Here is a 15,896-nt window from a genome sequence, read left to right on the forward strand (position 1 = left end):
CTAGGTCCCCGGGTCACTCCGAGGGGAGATCAGGCGCATGGAGACAGGCCTGCACCCGATCGTTGTCAGTGGACCTCGGCCTCAGGCCCGGGGGCGGGTGCGACAGCGCTGGTCGCGGATCGTGACCTGCACGCGGACACGAAGGCGTCGGCGCCGGCATCCCAGGTTCGCTGCAGATCGGAGCCGTCGGGGAAACGCTGGTCCAGCTCAAGGATGACCATGCCGTGGGCGAAGGAGAACATGGCCTGCGCCACCTGCGGGTCGCCGGTTGCCAAGAAGAACGGTTCACCGGACCAGTCCTCCAGGCTGGGTGTTGTCGAGCCGCGGGGCAGGCGGGAGCCGGTGGCCAGGCGGTACAGATTCGGGTGGGCAAGGGCATACTCACGGTAGGCGGCCAGGACGCTCGCGACGCTCCCCGCCGGTCCGGGGTGACGCACCGCCTGATGCAGAGCCAGGCCGATCTCGGCCAGTGCTTCATCGACCAGGGCCAGCTCGACGGCGTACTTGCCCGGCAGATGCTTATAGATGGAGGGCGCCTGGATGCCGAGCTCGGCGCCCAGCCGGCGCATGGTCAGGGCGTCGGCTCCCTCTGCCTCGAGCAGTCGCCTACCCGCGGCGATGATCTCCGTGGCGCGGGGGCTGAATGCATACGGTCGTGACGGTGCGCACAGGACTGGATCGGATTGCGTCATGCGAGCGGGTCGAGGGCGAACACGGGATGCCTCGGCGCGATGCGGGCGACCTCCTCGTCGGTCGAATCCGCGCTGACACCGTCGAAGAACACCCCCACCTCAGCCTTCCAGCGGCGGAGATAGGCACGCAGGATCGGTGCTTTGTCCGTATCGGCGACCTCGTGGGCGGTTCGGTGCTCTCGGCGGCGTCCGAGCAGGAGGTCGAGGTTGCCGTCGGCGGCGCGCAGGTTACGTACCCACTGGGTCTCGCCTCGCGGCGCGACCAGGTACTGCCTGCCCTCATGGCTGAGCAGGTTGACCGGGACCCGGCGGGGCTGCCCGCTGGTTCGTCCCTTCACCTCCAGGACGCGGCTGCCCCAGATGCTGATACCGGCCCGGGTGAAGCTCGCGACCAGGTTGTTGGCGACGTGCTGGGTGAATCGGCCAGGCTTACGGTAATGGGTCTCGGACGCGTCGGGCATGATCGAATTCCTTCGGTCTCGGCGATGTCATCGCGCGGCTAACGGCGTTAGCCGCAAGCATAGCTAACACCGTTAGCCGCGTCCATCGTGCGGGTGCGGTCCATCGTGTGGTTCCACCGGGCATGCGTCTGCCCGCTCGAATCGGCCGGCGACGCTCCGGCGTTGCTATGGAACACAGCAGACGCGGGGCACGCCAGGCGTGGACGTCCGCACTGGCGTGATGGGACATCACGGTAGGCCGAGGCACCTCCCGCGGCCCTACTGGATACGCTGTCGGACAGCCAAGCTTTGATCCGGTGAGCCGGCAGGCATCCAGCAATGCGGACAGTAATGATCGTATTGCTTTCCGCCGGTCGTGCCACTCGGGTCGGCGTTGGTTCGTTGCCATCTTCGAGGAGTGCCCGGTCGAGGCGGGAACCGAATCGGCCGCCAGCAGCCTTGGTGTCCCGAGTCGCTCCGGAGGCCTGCCACTGTGTTGACCGCGTCCGCGCTTGCTTCGACAACTCTTGCGCTTGGCCCGAGTTTCCTGGATACGGAGCATCTCGCCAAGGCGGGTCTGATCGTCATCCTGCTGATCGTCTTTGCGGAGTCCGGTCTGCTGGTCGGCTTCTTCCTGCCGGGTGACTCACTGTTGTTCACGGTGGGTCTGCTTGTCTCCAACGGCACGCTGTCCACCCCGCTGTGGCTGGCCTGCATGCTGATCTCCATCGCCGCGGTCGTCGGTGACCAGACGGGATTCCTGTTCGGGCGCAAGGTCGGCCCCACGCTCTTCCGGCGTCCCGATTCCCGGCTGTTCAGGCGGGAGAACGTGGAGAAGGCCCATGACTTCTTCGAGCGCCACGGCCCCCGCTCGGTGATCCTCGCCCGCTTCGTCCCGATCGTACGGACGTTCACCCCGATCGTTGCCGGGATCAGCGGCATGAACTACCGGCTGTTCGTCACGTTCAATGCCATCGGTGGGCTGCTGTGGGGCACCGGCGTGACAGTGATCGGTTATTTCCTCGGGAAGGTCGACTTCATCGCGCACAACGTCGAGAAGATCTTTATTGGCATCGTGCTGCTGTCGGTCATCCCGATCGGATTCGAGCTGCTGCGTGCCCGGCGCCGGGGTGCGCGTCCCGCTCGGGGTTCGGCTCCGGCCGAGGCCCGGCACTCCACCCGGTCACGGTCGACCACCGGGAGCGACTAGCGGGGCAAAGGCGACAGAATCATGTTTCTGGCGCGCTCGAGGCCCGGGAGCCGATCGGGGAGGTCCGGAAAACCCAGGTTCCGGGAGTGGCTGACCGGCCATGAGGTCCCCGGCCGGTGGGGCGGTCGAGCTGCCGCTGCGTGGGAATGCGTGGGAAACAGGGTCTTGGAAGTGAGATCCCGGAAGCGAGGTCCCGGTGGGGGGCCACCGACACGGGGGGAGTCGGTAGTCACCCCACCGGGACGTTCCCACCCTAGCCGTCCAGAGCCCGGTGCGTCCCACCTGGTGCCCAAAAAACCGCAACGAAGCCGTCTGCCCTCCGAGATCAAATTAACAGATCCCCATCTGTCATTAAAATCCTTTTTGGGGAGCTATTCCTCATGCCCCGAGTGTTCGGTCGTGGCCGGAGGGTGATACACGGTTGACGGTATTCCCCGAGGCGTCCTCGTCATGATCCTTGGGCGGTCCTCGTAGCAGCCGTCGGAGAACTACAGAAGTGAGGTTGGCTGATGTCCCTGCTTGACCGCGGTACTCCCCCGGACCCGTTCGACGTCCTCCCCGTCGTGCCGTCGTTCACCCTCACCAGTGACGACTTCGCGGACGGGGACGCTCTCACCAAGGAGCTCGTGCACACCACGGCCGGAGGTGGGAACGCCTCGCCGCACCTTCGCTGGGCGGGGTTCCCGGAACAGACGCAGAGCTTCGTCGTCACATGCTTCGATCCGGACGCCCCGACCGGCAGCGGCTTCTGGCACTGGTCCCTGGTCGACATCCCGGCCACGGTGACCGAACTGCCCCACGGGGTGGCAAGCGGTGATCTTTCTGGTCTGCCGGCGGGTTCCTTCCACGTCCGCAACGACTACGGGACAGCCGAGTACGGGGGTGCCGCGCCTCCCCCAGGTGACCGTCCACACCGCTACGTGTTCGCGGTGCATGCGGTCGACGTCTCCTCGCTCGGCGTCGACAGTTCCGTCTCGCCCGCGGTGGTGGGGTTCAATCTGGTGTTCCACACCCTTGCCCGGGGTGTGCTGCGGGCCACCTACCAGCGTTGACAGCTCCTGGCATGTCACCACCATGGCGGTGGGCAGGATTGCCGGACGCGGGTAGGTTGACGGACATGTTTCGTAAGCTCGTTGTTCTTGCGGTTGTCGCTAGCGCCGGTGCGGTGGCGACCGTTGTCCGTCGTCGGCGGGGTAGGGGCGAAGTCGACCTCTGGCACGAGGCGACCACCGCCATCAACACGAACTGACCTCTGGTCCTGATCCGCCCCGGTCGGATCCCTGACGTCACGGCGGCTGGGCCTGGACCTCGATCGGGTCGGCTGCCGTGCCGTGACGTGACGTGGCGAGGCGTGCCGTCTCACGTCCTCGGCGTGAACGTCGCGCCCAGCCTCGCGCGTAGCTGCGCTCGGCTGGTCTTCCCCACCGCGGTCTGCGGGAAGGATGCGACAAACGTGAAACAGTCCGGGATCTTGTAGGTGGCCAGGCCACGGGCGCGCAGAAACGCTCGCAGATCCGCCGCGCCCGGCCGGGGATCACCCCGGGTGATGGTGAACGCGCAGATCCGCTCACCCAGGAAATCGTCGGGCACACCGACGACGGCGACGTCGTGCACACCCGGGTGGGCCAGCAGGTGGTTTTCCACCTCCTCGGCGGAGACCTTCTCCCCTCCCCGGTTGATCTGCTCCTTGGCCCGGCCCTCGACGACGAGGTGCCCGGAGGGAACCTGGCGGACGATGTCACCGGTGCGGTAGAAGCCGTCCGCGGTGAAGGCGGTCCGGTTGTACTCCTGCGCCCGGTAGTACCCCCGGATGGTGTAGCAGGTGCTGGACACTGCCACGACGCGCGACCGTCATGAAATCGGTGATCGCGACCGAGACCGGTTCACAGACCTGGGACACCTCGCCGTAGGCCAGCTTGACCGAGGTGGCGTGCTCGAAGATCTCCTTGGGGTCGGACTCCAGTTCGGCGCGGCGGTCCGCGTCGACGTCGGCTCCGAGGCCGTGCGCCCTGGTGCCGGCGAGCGGGTGGGCGGCCACCTGGCCGTACGCGGAGACCTCGACGACGGTTTCTGGGCTGAACCCGGCGGCCTTCTGGCCGCCCAGGTCGAGCAAGAACGAGCGGGCCGGGGTGTTCCCGGCGCGGCCGAGGGCGTATGTGGCGGTGAGATCGACCGGGACCGGGATCGGCAGCGTCCGGGAGAGGATGACCTTCCGCAGGGCGCCCCGCGGATGTCCGCAACGGCCCGCGCCACGCTGTCGTGATAGGCCCTCCGGGACTCTTTCCCTTCTTTTCTTTCTTTTCCTTTTTCCGTCGAGCTTTCTCCCGCCGAGTCTTCCTCCGCCGGGTCGGTAACCTCGACCGGTCGTGCGCGGGTGCGGGGGCTCAGGCGAAGCCGGTGATCAGATCACGTACCGATCCGATCACGAGGTCGTCCGTGCCGCGTATCAGAACGTGATCGGTTCGCAGCCAGATCTCGGTCCTGGGCACCATCACGTGCAGGAGCGGGCGTCCTTCGGCAACGCGGGGGCCGCCCGCGAGCGCATAGGCGAACTCGAAGCAGACCCAGCCGTATGCGTGCCAATCCGCGAGCGGAAAGGTTGCAAGCAGGTCGCCCACCTGACGCAACGGGTGCGGCGACCGCTCGACCGCCGTCTGCCGGCCTTGGCAGCTGCTCCGCACCACCGTTGGTTCGACGACGACCTCGCCGAAGACGGCACCGGCGAACCACCACTGGTTGTCGCGCTCGTAGACGACGTGGCTGCTGAACAGATCGGAATCCGACAGGGCGGCGACGAGTGCAAGGGGATCGAACCGACCAGGGATCTCCAGCTCATGGTAATGATGCACACCCGTCTCCCGAAGAGGTCGGCACCGATCAGCAAGTAGTGCAAGTAATTAGGTCAAGTTAGGTTACCCTAACTTGGCTGGGCGGTGGTCCATCCGGCGGGTTCGAGGGTTGGCGCCGCGGTACCCATGCTTCGATGCGCCTGTGGGTGCCACGTCTGTGGATGTCGCGGCCGCGTCCGCGGGGGAAGCAGGGATAGTGCCCTGCGGAACAGATCCCACGCGCTGCCGTCCGCATGCCATACTCTTGGTTGGGTTTCCTCCGGGGGCGTAGCTCAATTGGCAGAGCACTGCCTTTGCAAGGCAGGGGTTAGGGGTTCAAGTCCCCTCGTCTCCACCCCGTCTCACCTGCATAAACGGGTTGTCTCATCCGACGAGAAGATCGAGATGTAGCCAACCGTGTAGCCAAGGGGTGCTACCCGTCGTCCCGGTCCTCCACCGTGTCGTCCTTGTGCTTCTTCTTGTGTTGCTTGTCGGTGTCGGCCTCGGGGCCAAGGATGCCGTCCATCGCCGTTGCGGCCGCACGCAGCCGCTCGGGTAGGACGTGGCCATAGCGCTCCATCGTCATCCTCACGGTGGTGTGGCCGAGGATCTCCATCACGGTCCGCGGTTCGATCCCGGACGCCAGAAGGAACGTCGCGCAGGCGTGGCGGAAGTCGTGAAGCCGCAGCCACGGCAGGCCGGCACCGTCACGGAGCTGTTGGACGCGTCGGGTCACGTTCCGCGGCTCCATCGGTGTTCCGACCGTGGAGGCGAAGACGAGCCCGTTGTCCTGCCACGACTCGCCGGCCTTGTTCCGTTCGTCCGCCTGGCGCTTGCGTTGGCGTTCCAGGGCGTCGACGGCGAGCGCCGGTATCGGGACCGTTCGCCGTGAACCGTGGGTCTTCGGCTCGACGAGCCGCAGTTGCCCGCTGACCCGTTGGGCGGAGCGGCGGACCCACAGCGTCCGGGCGTCGAGGTCGACGTCATCCCAGCGGAGGCCGAGCAGCTCACCGCGGCGCAGTCCCATCGTGAGCGCCAGGACGAACAGCGCTTCGAGCCGATCATCTACAACCAGGGTCAGGAAACGACGTGCATCACCGGTGGTCAGCGTGTGCTGTTCCCCACCGGCCAGGCTCGGCGGGCAACAGCTTTCGCGACGTTGCGGCTCACCAGCTCCATCCGTTCCGCGTCGGCGAGCGCGGCCCGCAGCACCGCGTGAATCTTCACGAGGCTTGCCGGCTTCATCTGCTCCCGACGTGCCGCGTGCAGACGCCGGACGTGGGCCGGCCCGAGCTTGTCCAGGCGGATCTTTCCGAGCAGCGGGACGATGTGGCCGTCGATCGCGTACCGGTACCGGGCGAGAGTGGATGGTCGTGTTCCGTCGTGAGACTTGATCTCGTCCATCCAGTAGTTCATCCATTCGGCGACGGTGCGGGACTTCGCGGTGAGGTCCTGGCCCTGATCGGCCGCCTTGCGCAGTTCGCGCACCTTGGCAAGGGCTTCCTTCTCGGTCCTCCCGTAGACGACGCGGCGACGCCGCTTCCCGTCGATCCAGCCCAGGTCGACCACACCGACCCACCGGCCGTCACTTTCACGCTGGTAGAGGGAACCTTCGCCATGGCTACGCCGACGATCCCGGCGATCATGGGCGTTCCGCGTCTGACGCTTCGCGCCCTCGCTGTCAGGGCCGGTCGGTTCGTCGGCCGCTCTGGTCGGATCCTGTCGCTTGCCGGACATGATGAAGATCGCTCCTTGCTGAAATAGGGGAAGAAGAGCCGACAGAAGCCGGCCGGGTACCGCCGAATCGCGTGGCGCGTTGAGATCCCGCTCCTCTGGGGACGGAGGAGGGTCCGCCGGGAGTCCGGCCGCGTCCAGGGCGCTACGCGTCACTTCGTGATCGGCTTCGCCGACCCTGGACCCGTCCGCACTCCCGGCGGGTGAACCGTCCAGCAGAGGAACGGGAAAGAAATGTGGGGAAGGACCGCGAGAATCGATCAGCGCGGCTGATGCTGCGCGGGAACCGTCCGATACGGGAGGACGTCAGGCACCCAACCACCGGCCGGACCAGGCCTGCGCGGTGGGGGAGTTGGCGGAAGTGCGGTACCGGGTATAGCGCGGAACACCAACACGATGTCGACGTCTCCGAGAGCTTCGATGAACACCGCGTCGGTGGGAATCGCGACGGCGGTCCGGGCGATGTCGAACGGGTCGGCACCCGGCTTGACGGTCATCTCGTAGAAGCCGTGGCCGGGGGTGTCGAGGCGGACGAAGGGCTGTCCGTCGGAGGGGTCGCGCGGGGGGTCGAGGCCAGGCGGAATGATGGGCACGGGTCGGTACTCCCTTGGTCTCTAAGGGGTGCTGATCAAGGTCCCGGTGTGGTGTTCCAGCACCCGCCGGGACCGCTTATTGGATCTTTTGTGTTCGGGAACCTGCGACGCTCGGGAGGCCCGCGGGCGCCGCGCGGGGTGCACTGCCGAAACCCGGCTGTCAGGTTCGGCCCGGACCGGGCCGGGATCATGCTGCCGCCTCCGTGTCCGGGACGCCGCGTAGCCGATCGACGTAGGTGACGAGCGCCGCTCGCGGGATACGGCGCGACCGGCCGATACGGACGGATTCGATCTGTTCGGCGTTGAGCAGTTCGTACAGGGTGGTGCGGCTAACGCCGAGCAGGTCGGCCGCTTCAGCCGGGGTGAGAAGGAGTTTGTGCACAGCTACTCCTTTGATCATTTGCTGGGTCGGGTCAGGCTGCTCGGGGCATGCCGGGGTCGGTTGCCGAAACCGGGTCGGGATGGCCGCGTGCGGCACGGGCCGCATCGAGTTGGGCGCGCCAACGGTGCCGGTCGGCGACCGCGCGCAGCAGCAGGTGTTCCCGGCGGGGTGTGGCCGGATCACCAGGTCGGAGGAGCTGCCAGACCACCTGATCGGGCGTGCCGCTCACGGTGTCGCTGTCGCCGGGGTGGCCGAGCACGGCGAGCTGTTGCCGGACCCACGTCTTGCGATCCTCCCGGTGGTCGGCGAGGGTTTTGCCGGACCATTTCCGGGAGACGAGCACCCGGCGTCCGCCGAAGCCGAGGGTTTCCCGCCGGTGGGCCTTGCCCCTGCACCGGCCGGGAACCAGCCCTGCCCGGGGGTTCTTCGGCTGGACGCCGTAGAGCAGCCAGTTCGCGCAGCCCGGCGAGCACGGTTCGTACCGCAAGGCGTCGGCGAGCCGGTCCACATGATTCCGCTGCGCGTCGGTGTCCACCGCGTGGCAGGTGTCCAGCGACTTGGTCAGATACTTGGTCAGGTAGCCGATCAACCGGCCGGTGTTGCTGTTGTTCGCGGTCACCCCGTCCGCGCGGACCTGGACGCCGAACCGGACCACGTGCGCGGGTTCGACGTCCTCGCCGATCGCGTCCAGGGCCTCATCCCAGGTCGACAGGAGTACGCCCGTGTCGGGGTCGCGGTAGCCGCCGTCCTGGTCGTCCCAGACGGGCAGCCGGTCGGGGCTGTAGACAGGCCGGTCGCAGGACGGCCACCACACCTGGTGATACGTTGCCGCCGCCACCTGCCGCAGCAGCACCCGTGGGATCGTGCCGCGCATGGCCGCGTGCAGATGCGGCGCCAACCGCCGTTGCGGTTCCAGGCAGGCAAAATACTGGACGTCGTAGCCCACGGCACGGCGGAGGTTCTGCCAGAACCGGTCCACGAGCTTGGGAAAGTGGATCGCGTCGCGGGCCGCCCGCCGGTAGCCGTAGCCATCCGGGTCCACCGGCGTGCCGTCCGAGGTGACCTTCCCGTAGGAGTCGCAGGTGAGCGTCAGGAACATCGACGGCCGCCACACCGTCCCGTCGGCTGCGGTGAACGTCCGCCCGACCGTGCGTCGGTCCACCGGCAGCCGGGGCAGGTCGGGGGCATCCTGCCGCCGTTTCGTCGACCGGGTCCGCCGCGGCCGGTCCCGGGTGTCCGGCGCGGTCTTCCCGCGCACACCGAGATCGTTCAATGCGGCGTCCACCTGCGAGATCAGATCGTCGACCTCGGTGACCTGCTCCACGTCGTGGCCGGTCACGGCGTCGGTGCGGACGGCTTCGAGATCGGCGCGGAGCTGGACGAGGGTTTTCGCGTCGTCGCCGGGCGGGTCCGGGTCGGGGAGCGGTTCGTCGTTGAGATGCCAGCCGGCCTTGCACTGCGCCATCCGTAGTTTCCGCGCACGCTCCGCGCACGGCGGGCACTTGCTGGCGAGGGTGGCCCCGCACGGCACCGGGATGGTTTCGGCCTCCCCGGTGGCGATGTCGACTTTCCGCATGGCCAGCGGGCGGATGCACACCCCGTTCTCCACCGCGACCGCCTCGAGGACATGTCGGGCCAGCGGCTGTCGCATCCGCGCCGCCCGGCTCCCCGCCGTCGGTTCCGCCGGTCCCGTGCTCGAGTCGGTCATGCCGCCCGCTCCTCCTGTCCGTGGTCGTCGTGGTCCTGGCCGTCGTCGTCGTGGTGGTCGGGTGGCGGTTCCCGGCAGCCGCACACCCGCCCCCGCCCGGTGGACGCCCGACAGCCGTCGTCGGCTCGGTGCGCCACCCACAGATGCCGGCACCAGCCGCAGACCGGCAGCACGAGCACCGGGGCGTATCCGTCCGGTCCGGTCACGCGGCCCAGCCGTCGACGTCCGGTGTCCAGCCGTCCGGTCCGGGGTTGTCCAGGTCGAGCACCGCGCCGGCCACGGGCGGTTGGTAGCGGTGCGCCATCCGGGAGATCTCGGCGTCATCGACCCAGCAGGCCCGCACCCGGACGGGGTCGGCCTGCCCGTCGAGCAGGACATAGCCGACCCCGGGCAGGTCGTCGGGGATGTCTTCCGCCCGTGCCCCGCGATCGCGGGCGCCGTCGCCGAGGACGAGGTCGACCTGGTCGGCTTCGGTCATCCGCAGCGCCACCCGGACCGGGAACAGGTCGCGGAAGGGAAGCACTTCTTTCCGCGGGTCCTGCACCGCCCCGACCACCACCACCCCGGGTGCCCGGCCTTGGGACAGCAGCAGCGGCAGCGCCGCCGACAGTCGCCGCTTCAGCTCCCGGTCGGTGACATAGGCGGTCAGGGAGGCCAGTTCGTCGACGATGACGACGATCAGCGGTTCGCCGGTGGTGGGGGTGTGCAGCCGGCTGACGCCGCGCAGCCGGGCGGCCCGGTCCCGCATGACGGTGACCGCGTCGTCGAGCAGGTCGGCGATACTGTCCGTGTCGGTGGCGAACCGGGTGAACATCGCCCGGCCGAACGCCAGTTCCATCCCGCCCTTGGGATCGGCGACCCACAGTTCGACCAGGCCGGCGCGGACGGCCGGGCCGAGCCCGCGGATCGTCGACCACAACACCGAGCCCTTGCCCGCCCCGGTCGCCCCGGCCACAAGCACGTGTGCGCCGCGGACCGGGAGTCGCCAGGGCTGTCCGTCCTCGCGGCGGCCGACCGGAATCCCGGACAGGTCCACCGGACTTTCGTCGTCGTCCCAGCCGTCCCCGTCCGCGTCCGGACCGTCGAGATCGGCCGGTGGGACGGGGTGGGCGAGGGGGTCGCGGCGGGTGAAGTCCACCCAGATGAACCCCACCCGGTCGGCGCGGATGCGGCAGGACCGGGCGCGGAACGCCTGCCGCAGTGCTTCGGCCTGGTCCGCCCACTGGTCGGGGGTCTGCCCGTAGAGCAGTTCGACCCGGAGCCGGTCGCCCCACCGATCCGAGTGGATCGTGCGGATGCGGGGGAACGTTTCGGCGAAGGCGACCCGGTCGCCGTTGGACACCGGAATCCGGATCGCCAGACCGGTATGGACCATGACCGGGCGCCACCGCCACCGGTACACCACGAGCAGCCGTAGCCGTCCCCGGACCCACCGGGCCAGCCAGGTGAACGACCGGCGATGCGCCAGCCGCCACAGCACGGCGACCACGACCAGGAGCAGAACCGCGAGACCGAGTCCGGCCAGGCCGAACCGCTGGCGAATCACCGCCACGGCGAGCAGCAGACCCACCGGGACCGGATGCCGGACGAGGAACACGACGAGGTGGGCGCACATCCGGCCGGCGAGCCCGACCAGGAGCATCCACAGCGGCACGTCGACTTTCGGATGCCGGGTCGGTACCTCGGGAAACGGCCGAGATCCGTTGCTTCTGGCCATGACAGATCACACCCACCCAGCGTCGAAAGAAGATGAAATCAGTGGTCCGGGACGGTAGGAAATGAAAGAGGCTCAGCAGCCGTCCCGAAACCGGCGACGAACAGAACCGACTCAGGCCGCTATTGCAGACCCGCTGTTGGTGTCGTTGTCCGTACTTTCCAGGAGGAGCCGTTCGCATTCGATCAGATAGTCGTTGGCGGCCTGCACCAGCGCGTGCGCGAAATCGAGGTGATTGGCGGTCACGGTGCCGCTCGCCGCCGAGATGGACAGGCAGGCGCGGGGGGTGTCCAGCACGAGGATCGGCCGCTCGTCCGGGTAGGTGAAGCACCGGGCCGACCAGTCCGACCCGACATGCACCCCCACATGCCAGTTCGACCCGATCGGCACCCGCTCACCGCCTGCACCCGCGGTGGGTGTCGGCCCGGTCATGCCGCCGCCCGACTCGAACCCGTGCGCACCGGCCGCATCCCCGTCGCCCGCAACGCGAACCCCTGCCGGGGCTTCGACCCGTTCGTGTTCACGTACGGGGTCAGCGTCAGCCCGTCGAACTCCACCGGCCGAAACGGCGTGCCCGCCAGCGGCTCCGGCGGCACCGGCCGCACCGCGGCGGCGATCTTCACCTTCACCTCTGCCGAGCCGGCCCGGGCGTTCGGGTCGGCGTCCATCACCCGCACCGCCCACACCAACTCACCGGTGATCTTGTCCCGCTCCTGTGCGTCGGCCACCCCCGCCTTCGCCTTGTCGAAGTCGTTAACCGCTTCCACCCCGAGCACGTATGCGCCGTGGGGGAACACGTCCCCGAATGCCACGGGAATCCGTTGCGGTATCGCCATCGTCGCTTCACCTTGTCCCGCATCATCAGCGTGCCGGCTGTTGCCGGCCGTCGGTCGTTGCAGGACATACAGTGCACCGCGTGCGAACCGCTCATCAACAATTATGTACCCATAGCATGTGAGGTTCACATAAGCGTGAAGCAAAGACCCTGCGTCCGGCAGCGGGTCTCGCTGGGATATATGTGTACCTCACATGCCCTGATGTTTGCTTTCTAGCTAAAATCGGCCGTATGGAGGACCAGGAACGGAGATCACCCGTCTACACGGCGCGTGGCGCGATCGGGGGCGAGGACTGGGCCGCGGTCGCCGACGCGGTCAACCAGCGGATGGCAGCCCGCCGCGTCGGACAGCAGGAACTCGCCGACGTCTCCGGCGTGTCCGTGTCCACCGTGCGGCAGATTCAGCATGGCGGCAAGGGCCGTCGGGTACAGAACAAGACGCTGATGGCACTCGCCCACGCGCTCGACTGGCCTGACGATCATCTGATTCGGGTGCTGGTCGGCGATCAGGTGTCGGATGCCCCCGCCGGGGTCGCTGTTCGGGAGATCCTCGCTGGGATAGGCCGCATCGAACAGCAGCTTGCGGACGTGAGCCACCGCCTGGCCGCCGTCGAGGAGCTCGTCACCGCGCAGGGGACCAACAGATAAAGGGCCAGAACCCCGCAACGGCGTTGCCGCCCTCCGGGATCCTGGCCCCTGAATCTTGCCGTGATGCCAGCTACCTGACCGCTCAATCCGGCACGGCTGGCATCCCGTTCGGCTCCCATGACGACATCCGGTTACCTGCCGGTCGGAACACCAGCGTCACTTCAACATCGCCGAACGCTTCGGCGAACCCGAGCCCGTCCGGGAGCGCCGCCCAGGCCCGCATCACGTCCGCCGGACGATCCGCCGGGTAGATCGTGACCGTGAAATCGCCTCTACCTGCATCAGGGCCGGTCGCAGGCGACGAACGGCCAGACGCAGCCCCCAGCGGATCGCACGCCCGATCGCCGGTCATCGACCGTCGGCCCGCCGCATGGACCGTGCCAGTGCTGCACCCAGCAGCATCCGACCCGCCGCCGGCGCCGTGACGGTGTCCACGAAGAAGAACAGCGGCGTCACCTGAAAGTCGTGCCAGCCGCTCTCGATGGCGAACAGCTCCGCCGATGCGGGCGAATCAAACGTGATCGTGGTGTCGCGGACCCGCCGTTCATCCCCCGGCTCGAACCGCACCACCCCGTACAGGACAGGCATCCGCTCATCCGAGGCCCCGCCGTCCGCTGCGTTCTCCTTGGTTACCGTCACCGGTCGCATCCCGTCCCGCTCTCATTATCCGCTGGTTGGATGCCGGCCCGGTCCCACGGAGACCACCGCTCGACACGGGACGGGGCCGGCTGCGCCTCAGCCTCACGGCACAACGCGAGCCCACGGAAGATGACGTTCCCATGTGACTATCGCCTGATCCCGACGGACAACCCGTAAACGACAGCAACACGCCCCCTCAATAGGTGAGCTTTCCCTACCCGTTGGGCGTAATTCAGGTACCTTCGGCATCAGTCCTGCCACGAGACGTGTCCCTATCTCCCGGCCGGAAGGTTGATCAGGTATGTCGGCTGTTTCGCTCGGCCCGTACGTGGTGTCCGAACGGCTCCTTGCCCGCGACGACATGCGCGCCGCTCTCACCGCCCGCGACTTCGGCACCGCCTTTCGGCTGATGAGGAAGTACGACGCCGCCAGTCAGGACCGCATCGCCTCCGCGGTCGAGGGCCTCGACCAGAGCCGCGTCAGCAAGATCGTGCACGGTCGGGACCGGGTCGCATCCCTGGAACTGATCGAACGCATCGCCGACGGCCTCCGCATCCCCGGCGGCATGCTCGGCTTGGCCCGCCGCGCATGGGAACCCACCACACACACAGCGCATGCCCAAACAGACGTAAAAGCGCCAGTGCTCGACAGTCGGTCGATAACCGCTCAGCAGCCCGTCACCAACCCCGAGGCAACCGCTCAAGGGCTGGTGTACGAACCCTCGGTGCGACGTACCCTGAGCACTGTCGCCGAGCTCGGGAGGGCCGACGTGCGCCGTCGGGACATGCTACTTCGTTCATCATTCGTTCTCGGTGCACTCGCCGGCCCCAGCCGGGATTGGCTCCTGGCCAGCCTGGACGCCGCCGACTCCGGACGGCCCGCCCACGCGGACATGGCCGCGGTCGAATCCATCCGCACCATGTTCGGCGTGTTCCAGGAAATGGACGTCATCCAAGGTGGCGGAGACATCGCCCGGCGCGCCGTCGCCCAGTACCTCACCGAACACGTCCTCCCGCTCCTTCAGGAATCCCACCCCGAGCCCGTCCGCCAGGCCCTCTTCGAAGTCGCCGCCGAACAGACCTACCTCGCCGGATGGATGGCGTTCGACTCCGGCCAACACGGCATCGCGCAGCGTTACCTGATTCAGTCCCTGCGGCTCTCCGACGCGTCCGGAAACCGGATGCTCGGCGCACATGTGCTTGCCGGACTCTCCGATCAGGCCACCCAACTCGGGCACCCCGATGAAGGGCTTCGGCTCGCCCGCGCCGGCCGCCACGGTCTGCGTGGTCTGCGTGCCCCCGCCGCCCTGACCGACCTGTACGTGTTGGAAGCACGCGCGCTGTCGGTCCTGGGCCGCTCCACCGACACCGCGGCGACGATCGCGCAGGCCGAGAAGACTTTTGATCTTATCAACCCGGCGAACGAACCCGAGTGGGCGAAGTTCATCGACGAGCCCTACATTGCCGGTGAGATCGCGAACAGTCTTCGTGACATCGGTGACCCGACCGAGGCCCACCGCTACGCCCGCCAGTCTGTCGAGGCCGCCCGCAAGCAGAACCGTGGACGACGCGGCGCACTCAGCCAAACCGTCGTCGCCGTCAGCTTCACCCAACAGAACGATCTCGAAGGCGCCATCGCCGCCAGCCACAAGGCCATCGACATTGCCGCCGGAGTCCCCACCTCGGCCCGCTACGTCACCGCTATGACCGATCTGCGGAAACGACTCGTCCCGTACCAGCACGACGCCAACACCCGCGAGCTCGTCTCCCGCATCGACCGCACCGCCCTCGCCGGCAGCGCAGCCTGACCACATCGGACTCGGACTGACGATCAGCGGCATGGCCCGGGATCGGACAGACAACAAGGCTGACTGATTGCCGAATTATCCGTTTTAAGATCAAGGCGGTGGCGGGCCGCGCCCCGCAACCGGCTGCGCGCGGCGCTTGCGCGCCGTGCTCGCCGGGCGCGTCGCACTCCGCCACCGCGCACAACCCAGACCAGGAACGGCGTGTATGCCGGGGAATGCGTCGTGGGCACGCCGTCCAGAACGATTACTGCCGGATCAGCGAATCCATGCCGTACCGGGCGGCATGGATTCGCGATGGTGGTCCTGTTCCGCGGTCCGGTTCACCGAATACCCGACCGCGTCCCGGGATGCGCAGTCACACGACCAACGGAGACCATCGCCGGGCACGCCAGGGGCAGACGAAAACCGAGCAGGGGCATGCCATCGGGCAGCCGGGAGACAGCACCAGGTCGCTGCGCTTCCCGGGCAGCCCGACCCCTCGCCCATCATGGCGAGACCGCCTGTAGTTACCCGACACATATTCGATCTTGACTGAGTGGTGCGAACAGCCGCATCTATTTATCAAGATTAGAAAGATTGCGTCGGATCAGTACGACTGACGGGTGGTCGGGGCCGTAGACGGCCTCGTCGATCGTCAACGCCCGTTGGAACAGCGGCAGCGCGTCG

The 15,896-nt window shown here is 67.8% G+C and carries 20 protein-coding genes, 1 tRNA gene and 1 pseudogene; 6 read left to right on the top strand and 16 right to left on the bottom strand.

Translation table 11 applies throughout. The features are described 5' to 3' along the window. Positions 1-65: 65 nt before the first annotated feature. Both CV1CTNOD_RS00010 and CV1CTNOD_RS00015 read right to left on the bottom strand, forming a co-directional pair. Positions 66-692, bottom strand: coding sequence for a TetR/AcrR family transcriptional regulator (locus tag CV1CTNOD_RS00010; RefSeq protein ID WP_131784168.1), 627 nt, complete (start codon positions 690-692; stop codon positions 66-68). Next, on the bottom strand, positions 689-1,153 hold the full coding sequence (locus CV1CTNOD_RS00015) for a nitroreductase family deazaflavin-dependent oxidoreductase (RefSeq protein ID WP_131784169.1): 465 nt from the start codon (positions 1,151-1,153) through the stop codon (positions 689-691). Before CV1CTNOD_RS00015 ends, CV1CTNOD_RS00010 begins: the two co-directional genes overlap by 4 nt. Positions 1,154-1,625: 472 nt before the next feature. Here CV1CTNOD_RS00015 and CV1CTNOD_RS00020 point away from each other — a divergent pair, with 472 nt between their 5' ends. The 3 genes from CV1CTNOD_RS00020 (at position 1,626) to CV1CTNOD_RS25990 (ending at position 3,591) form a co-directional block, all read left to right on the top strand. Next, on the top strand, positions 1,626-2,342 hold the full coding sequence (locus CV1CTNOD_RS00020) for a DedA family protein (RefSeq protein ID WP_131784170.1): 717 nt from the start codon (positions 1,626-1,628) through the stop codon (positions 2,340-2,342). Positions 2,343-2,851: 509 nt separating this feature from the next. Beyond that, on the top strand, positions 2,852-3,394 hold the full coding sequence (locus tag CV1CTNOD_RS00025; RefSeq protein WP_131784171.1) for a YbhB/YbcL family Raf kinase inhibitor-like protein: 543 nt from the start codon (positions 2,852-2,854) through the stop codon (positions 3,392-3,394). Positions 3,395-3,459: 65 nt separating this feature from the next. After that, positions 3,460-3,591, top strand: coding sequence for a DLW-39 family protein (locus CV1CTNOD_RS25990; protein WP_131784172.1), 132 nt, complete (start codon positions 3,460-3,462; stop codon positions 3,589-3,591). A 110-nt stretch (positions 3,592-3,701) separates the two neighbouring features. On the opposite strand, the pseudogene CV1CTNOD_RS00035 reads toward CV1CTNOD_RS25990, so the two are convergent. The 3 genes and pseudogenes from CV1CTNOD_RS00035 to CV1CTNOD_RS00045 all read right to left on the bottom strand — a co-directional run. Then, positions 3,702-4,160, bottom strand: a pseudogene (locus CV1CTNOD_RS00035) (AMP-binding enzyme); the annotation flags it as partial. Then, the gene (locus CV1CTNOD_RS00040) at positions 4,081-4,560 is read right to left on the bottom strand and encodes a chorismate-binding protein (protein WP_347402867.1); all 480 of its coding nucleotides are present in this window, start codon (positions 4,558-4,560) and stop codon (positions 4,081-4,083) included. The pseudogene CV1CTNOD_RS00035 and the gene CV1CTNOD_RS00040, both read right to left, overlap by 80 nt. 166 nt (positions 4,561-4,726) lie before the next feature. Beyond that, positions 4,727-5,191: a hypothetical protein gene (locus CV1CTNOD_RS00045; RefSeq protein ID WP_131784174.1), complete on the bottom strand. Its 465-nt coding sequence runs from the start codon at positions 5,189-5,191 to the stop codon at positions 4,727-4,729. A gap of 261 nt (positions 5,192-5,452) precedes the next feature. Between CV1CTNOD_RS00045 and CV1CTNOD_RS00050 the strand changes: the two genes are divergently transcribed. Beyond that, positions 5,453-5,525: transfer RNA gene (locus CV1CTNOD_RS00050), tRNA-Ala, on the top strand. 78 nt (positions 5,526-5,603) lie between these two features. Here the strand turns inward: CV1CTNOD_RS00050 and CV1CTNOD_RS25165 are convergent. The 9 genes from CV1CTNOD_RS25165 to CV1CTNOD_RS00090 form a co-directional block, all read right to left on the bottom strand. Continuing rightward, positions 5,604-6,197 (bottom strand): tyrosine-type recombinase/integrase, encoded by a 594-nt coding sequence (locus CV1CTNOD_RS25165; protein ID WP_207386068.1) that lies wholly within the window; start codon positions 6,195-6,197, stop codon positions 5,604-5,606. A 77-nt stretch (positions 6,198-6,274) separates the two neighbouring features. Next, positions 6,275-6,907, bottom strand: coding sequence for an N-terminal phage integrase SAM-like domain-containing protein (locus CV1CTNOD_RS25170; RefSeq protein WP_207386069.1), 633 nt, complete (start codon positions 6,905-6,907; stop codon positions 6,275-6,277). Positions 6,908-7,164: 257 nt separating this feature from the next. Beyond that, on the bottom strand, positions 7,165-7,497 hold the full coding sequence (locus tag CV1CTNOD_RS00060; RefSeq protein WP_131784175.1) for a hypothetical protein: 333 nt from the start codon (positions 7,495-7,497) through the stop codon (positions 7,165-7,167). Between the two features lie 187 nt (positions 7,498-7,684). Then, positions 7,685-7,879 carry a helix-turn-helix domain-containing protein gene (locus tag CV1CTNOD_RS00065; protein WP_131784176.1) on the bottom strand — a complete coding sequence of 65 codons (195 nt, stop codon included), beginning with the start codon at positions 7,877-7,879 and terminating at the stop codon, positions 7,685-7,687. A 31-nt stretch (positions 7,880-7,910) separates the two neighbouring features. Continuing rightward, positions 7,911-9,587, bottom strand: a complete 1,677-nt coding sequence (locus CV1CTNOD_RS00070) for a replication initiator (RefSeq protein WP_242606220.1) — start codon at positions 9,585-9,587, stop codon at positions 7,911-7,913. Beyond that, positions 9,584-9,793 carry a hypothetical protein gene (locus CV1CTNOD_RS00075; protein ID WP_131784177.1) on the bottom strand — a complete coding sequence of 70 codons (210 nt, stop codon included), beginning with the start codon at positions 9,791-9,793 and terminating at the stop codon, positions 9,584-9,586. Before CV1CTNOD_RS00075 ends, CV1CTNOD_RS00070 begins: the two co-directional genes overlap by 4 nt. Further along, positions 9,790-11,304 carry an FtsK/SpoIIIE domain-containing protein gene (locus tag CV1CTNOD_RS00080; RefSeq protein ID WP_131784178.1) on the bottom strand — a complete coding sequence of 505 codons (1,515 nt, stop codon included), beginning with the start codon at positions 11,302-11,304 and terminating at the stop codon, positions 9,790-9,792. Before CV1CTNOD_RS00080 ends, CV1CTNOD_RS00075 begins: the two co-directional genes overlap by 4 nt. A gap of 111 nt (positions 11,305-11,415) precedes the next feature. Next, positions 11,416-11,733 (bottom strand): hypothetical protein, encoded by a 318-nt coding sequence (locus CV1CTNOD_RS00085; protein ID WP_131784179.1) that lies wholly within the window; start codon positions 11,731-11,733, stop codon positions 11,416-11,418. Continuing rightward, the gene (locus CV1CTNOD_RS00090) at positions 11,730-12,137 is read right to left on the bottom strand and encodes a plasmid replication, integration and excision activator (protein WP_131784180.1); all 408 of its coding nucleotides are present in this window, start codon (positions 12,135-12,137) and stop codon (positions 11,730-11,732) included. Before CV1CTNOD_RS00090 ends, CV1CTNOD_RS00085 begins: the two co-directional genes overlap by 4 nt. A gap of 230 nt (positions 12,138-12,367) precedes the next feature. Between CV1CTNOD_RS00090 and CV1CTNOD_RS00095 the strand changes: the two genes are divergently transcribed. Beyond that, a complete protein-coding gene (locus CV1CTNOD_RS00095) occupies positions 12,368-12,784 on the top strand; it encodes a helix-turn-helix domain-containing protein (RefSeq protein WP_131784181.1) in 417 nt (138 codons plus the stop codon). A gap of 82 nt (positions 12,785-12,866) precedes the next feature. Here the strand turns inward: CV1CTNOD_RS00095 and CV1CTNOD_RS27180 are convergent, their stop codons facing one another. After that, the gene (locus CV1CTNOD_RS27180) at positions 12,867-13,136 is read right to left on the bottom strand and encodes a hypothetical protein (protein WP_131784182.1); all 270 of its coding nucleotides are present in this window, start codon (positions 13,134-13,136) and stop codon (positions 12,867-12,869) included. Further along, positions 13,133-13,423 (bottom strand): hypothetical protein, encoded by a 291-nt coding sequence (locus CV1CTNOD_RS00105; RefSeq protein WP_242606221.1) that lies wholly within the window; start codon positions 13,421-13,423, stop codon positions 13,133-13,135. Before CV1CTNOD_RS00105 ends, CV1CTNOD_RS27180 begins: the two co-directional genes overlap by 4 nt. 301 nt (positions 13,424-13,724) lie before the next feature. On the opposite strand from CV1CTNOD_RS00105, the gene CV1CTNOD_RS25995 reads away from it, so the two are divergent. Further along, positions 13,725-15,230, top strand: coding sequence for a helix-turn-helix domain-containing protein (locus tag CV1CTNOD_RS25995; RefSeq protein WP_131784183.1), 1,506 nt, complete (start codon positions 13,725-13,727; stop codon positions 15,228-15,230). Positions 15,231-15,896: the final 666 nt, after the last annotated feature.

It is taken from the genome of Protofrankia symbiont of Coriaria ruscifolia (genome assembly GCF_900634745.1).
Taxonomy (GTDB): domain Bacteria; phylum Actinomycetota; class Actinomycetes; order Frankiales; family Frankiaceae; genus Protofrankia; species Protofrankia californiensis.